This window comes from Acinetobacter sp. YH01006 (genome assembly GCF_013420445.1).
Taxonomy (GTDB): domain Bacteria; phylum Pseudomonadota; class Gammaproteobacteria; order Pseudomonadales; family Moraxellaceae; genus Acinetobacter; species Acinetobacter pseudolwoffii.
Map to the genome: position 1 here is coordinate 1 of NZ_VOYB01000052.1, position 4,305 is coordinate 4,305.

The window sequence follows — 4,305 nt, forward strand, 5'->3', positions numbered from 1 at the left end:
CGCGACTCATGAGTGCTCGGTTATATGCGGGCCAATTGGTTGTGCGGTAGATTTTGTGTGTAGGCTTCTTCATTTGAAAATTATATCGCTGAAAAAGCCTTTACAGATAGGTTTGTGCAACAAAGCCGGCTGTAATTGATCGCCTTGGCAGTTGGAGAACTCGATGGCACCGTCAGATAATGTTGGCTGAGCCATTCATACAGTTGTTGCATCACCGGTTGACTATGCTTTTGCCGATATTCGCGGCGATGTTCTGCTGTACCATCGGTCTTTTTCCTGAGTTCTGCTTCTATGGCATACAGTTTCTGAATCAGCACTAATGCCTGTTCAGCGATCTGACTTTTCCCGGTCACATGCAGTTCATGAAATTTACGACGTGCATGTGCCATGCAGCCCACCTCAATCGTCACCGAGTTAACTCATCGAGCAGGTGATGCAGTAAAAATCGCTGATGCAGGCGCTATTGATGCCGAAGAGGGACTCTCTAATGTTATTGAAAGCGGCAAAATGTTAAGCGGTATTTCAGAATCCATAGGTCAAATCGCTTCTATGTCGACCCAAATGGCTGCAGCAGTGGAAGAGCAAGCCCATGTTACTGAAGACATTAACCTGCAAATAGTAAATATTTCAACGCTTGCCGATTTAAGTAATGACAGCTCGATGCAGCTTTCAGAGACGATTATTTATTTGAACAAGATTGCTGATGAGCTTCATAAACTGGTAGTACGGTTTAAGCGGTAATCTTTCAAGTGAAAGCCTAAAACATTTAACAGTGTATTCTTGCAGTACAATTGATAATAATCGATTAAGCAGCAAATTATTGGAGTAACGTTTTGAACGCACCTGAATTCCCTGTTGATGAAGCTGCTGGTTTACTTGCATTACAGCGAACTAATTTGCTGGATACGCCAGCAGAGAAGCGCTTTGACCGCATTACAAGATTAGCAGCGTCTGTATTTAAAGTGCCAATATGCCTTATCTCTTTGGTGGATAGTGACCGGCAATGGTTTAAATCTAAAGTGGGTCTTGACGCTTGTGAAACAGGCCGTGATATCTCATTTTGTGGCCATGCGATATTGCATGAGGATATTTTAATTGTTTCAGATGCAACAAAAGATGAGCGCTTTTCGTCAAATCCTTTAGTAACCCACGCGCCGCATATTCGTTTTTATGCGGGTGCACCGCTGCGAGAGACAAGTGGGCAACCCATCGGCACTCTATGTCTCATTGACTCCGTGGCCAGAGACTTTTCAGCAAAAGAGCAGCAAGAACTGCGCGAATTTGCAGACATGGTTGAGTATGAAATTGCCAAAGAAGATCAAGCTCGACTTCAAGAGCAGTTTTTAAAAGGCATGGCAAAAACAACCTCAATACTGGCAACACTGCCTGATATGGTATTTGTTATTGACCGAAACTTTCGTTTTTTGGTTTGCAAAGAGCATCCTGACTTACTTAAACCTCAACAAGCGATTTTGGGGCGTACCGTTCATGAGATACTACCCAATGAGCTAGGTCATCAACTCGTAGAGTGCCTCAAGCAAGCCTTTTGTAACAACGATGTGATTCATCATAACTACACGTTTGAAAAGTCAAATCAATCGTTCGAAGCCCGATACAAAAAGATTGATGATAATGAAGTATTAGTGGTCATTCGTAATACCTCTGCACAAGTTGAAGCGCAGTCAGAAATAAGACGCCTTTCTGAAGTTGCAAGGCAGACAACCAATGGTGTGGTAATAACTGATGTCAAAGGTCGAATTATATGGATTAATGAAGCCTTCTCCTTTCTTACAGGATATAGCATTGAAGAAATGCAGGGTAAAAAGCCTGGGGAGTTATTACAAAGGCCCGACACTGATCCTGCCACTGTTGCAATAATGAGAGATGCGCTTGCTCAACAGAACGGCTTTAATGTTGATGTTGTAAATTATTCAAAAGCGCAAAATTCCTACTGGGTGAGAATAGCTTGTAACCCGCTGTTTAGTGAAAGTGGTAGTTTGAGCGGCTATATTGCAATTGAAACAGATATTACAAAAGAGAAACAGGATGAAGAGCTCATAAGGAACAGTCAGAATTTACTTAAGGCCGTAATAGACGCTAACAATATAGGCACATGGCATTTTAATATTCAAACAGGCGAGTTGATTATCAATGATGAATGGGCCGCATTACTGGGTTACACACTTTCTGAGTTATTACCGGGAAACAGATACACGTGGGAAAGGCTAACGCATCCTGATGACCTGGCTTATTGTGCAACTATTCTTGAAAAGCACATGTCAGGCCTAATACCCATATATGAAGCCAATCTTCGTATGAAACACAAAAATGGTGAATGGAAATGGATAAACACCAGAGGGCGTATTTCTTCAAGGACATATGATGGCAAAGCTCTATGGTTATTGGGTACACACTTTGATATCAATGACCAAATAATTGCAGAAAAAGCGCTTAGTGATAAGTCAAGGCAGATGGAAGCTGTTGTTGAAGGGTTGCTTGATGGCATTATTACTATTGATGGTCGTGGTAAAATTCTGACATTTAACCAAGCCGCACAGGAAATCTTCGGCTATACGGAAGATGAAACGCTTGGCAAAAATATTAGCATGTTGATGGGGTCACCTCATCGAGAGCATCACGATAGCTACTTATCAAATTATATAGAACGTGGTGTCAGTGACATTACTGGGCGTATTCGTGAGCTTGAGGCCTTGCGCAAAGATGGTTCTATGTTTCCAATCGAGCTTGGTGTAGTTGAAGTTCAAATGGCTGGTGAAGTTAACTTTATCGGTGTTGTCAGGGATATCACTGAGCGTAAACAACGTGAAAATGAAATTCACCAGTTAGCATTTTATGACCCATTAACATTGCTACCTAATCGACGTCTGTTGTTGGACAGATTGACGGGAGCTATAAATCATAGCGTTCGTACAAGGAACTTCTCAGCATTATTTTTTCTTGATTTAGATAACTTTAAAAACCTTAATGATAGTGCTGGTCATAATAAAGGTGATTTGCTGTTGTGTCAGGTCGCTGAGCGTCTTGTCAACTCAGTGAGACAAGGTGATACCGTAGCGCGTTTAGGCGGCGATGAGTTTGTTATTATGGCATCAGATTTAAGTCATGAACCAACATTAGCAGCGAACCAGGCTGAGAGACTTGCACAAAAAATCGTGAGTAATTTAACAAGGGAATATAATCTTGACGGTCTAACTTACAATAGTTCGGCAAGCATTGGTGTAACACTTTTTAACAGTGAAAATCTGTCAAAAGAAGATTTGTTAAAGCAAGCTGATATGGCTATGTACAAGGCTAAATATGCTGGCCGAAATGGTGTGCAGTTTTTTGACCCGCAAATGCAAGTTGCAGTAAGCTCAAGAGCAGCAATTATTAGCGACTTATACTCTGCAATACAAAGCCAGCAATTTGTACTTTTCTATCAAAAACAGGTCAATCACCTGAAGCAGTGTATTGGTGTTGAGGTATTGTTACGCTGGATACACCCAGAAAAAGGCATGGTGTCGCCACTGCAATTTATCCCATTAGCGGAGGAAACAGGTCTTATTGTACCGATTGGCGAGTGGGTGCTAGAGGAAGCTTGCGCCACTCTGGCAAAATGGTCTTTAGAATCCGAAAAACAACACCTAAGCATTGCGGTTAACATAAGCGTAGTTCAATTTAGCAAAGATAATTTTGTTCAGACTGTTTTAAATCCATTGAAAACCTCAGGTGCAAATCCACAGTTGCTAAAGCTGGAAATTACGGAAACGTTGCTCGCAAATAACATTCCTGATGTTAAAGCTAAGATGAAAGAGTTGCAGCAGCACGGCGTGACTTTTTCAATCGATGATTTTGGTACAGGCTATTCATCCTTATCCTACTTAAAACAATTGCCTATAAATCAGTTGAAAATTGACCAAGGGTTTGTTCGAGATATTATCAATAGCAGTAATGATAGGGCCATCGCTCAGGCAGTTATAACATTAGCCAACTCAATGGAACTGCAAGTCATAGCTGAGGGTGTTGAAACAGAAGCCCAGCGCGCGTTATTGCAGAGTATGGGGTGTCACACCTATCAAGGCTATTTATACGGAAAACCGTGTCGGATAGAAGAGCTGCATTTTTAAAAGATAATTAGTAAGGTACATTAAGCGGGTTTTAATTTAGTAGTTTATGGGGGCTTTGTTGCACAAACCTATCTGTAAAGGCTTTTTCAGCGATATAATTTTCAAATGAAGAAGCCTACACACAAAATCTACCGCACAACCAATTGGCCCGCATATAACCGAGCACTCATGAGTCGCG

At 41.5% G+C, this 4,305-nt stretch carries 2 protein-coding genes and 1 pseudogene; 2 read left to right on the forward strand and 1 reads right to left on the reverse strand.

Annotated elements, in window-relative coordinates; genetic code table 11:
• Positions 1-128: 128 nt before the first annotated feature.
• Positions 129-404 (reverse strand): annotated as a pseudogene (locus tag FTT73_RS15735) (transposase); the annotation flags it as partial.
• Here FTT73_RS15735 and FTT73_RS15740 point away from each other — a divergent pair.
• Complete coding sequence (locus tag FTT73_RS15740) at positions 388-741, forward strand: methyl-accepting chemotaxis protein (RefSeq protein ID WP_218944869.1); 354 nt, start codon at positions 388-390, stop codon at positions 739-741. The pseudogene FTT73_RS15735 and the gene FTT73_RS15740 overlap by 17 nt on opposite strands.
• A 92-nt stretch (positions 742-833) precedes the next feature.
• Complete coding sequence (locus FTT73_RS15745; protein ID WP_159138995.1) at positions 834-4,127, forward strand: EAL domain-containing protein; 3,294 nt, start codon at positions 834-836, stop codon at positions 4,125-4,127.
• The last annotated feature ends 178 nt before the right edge of the window (positions 4,128-4,305 follow it).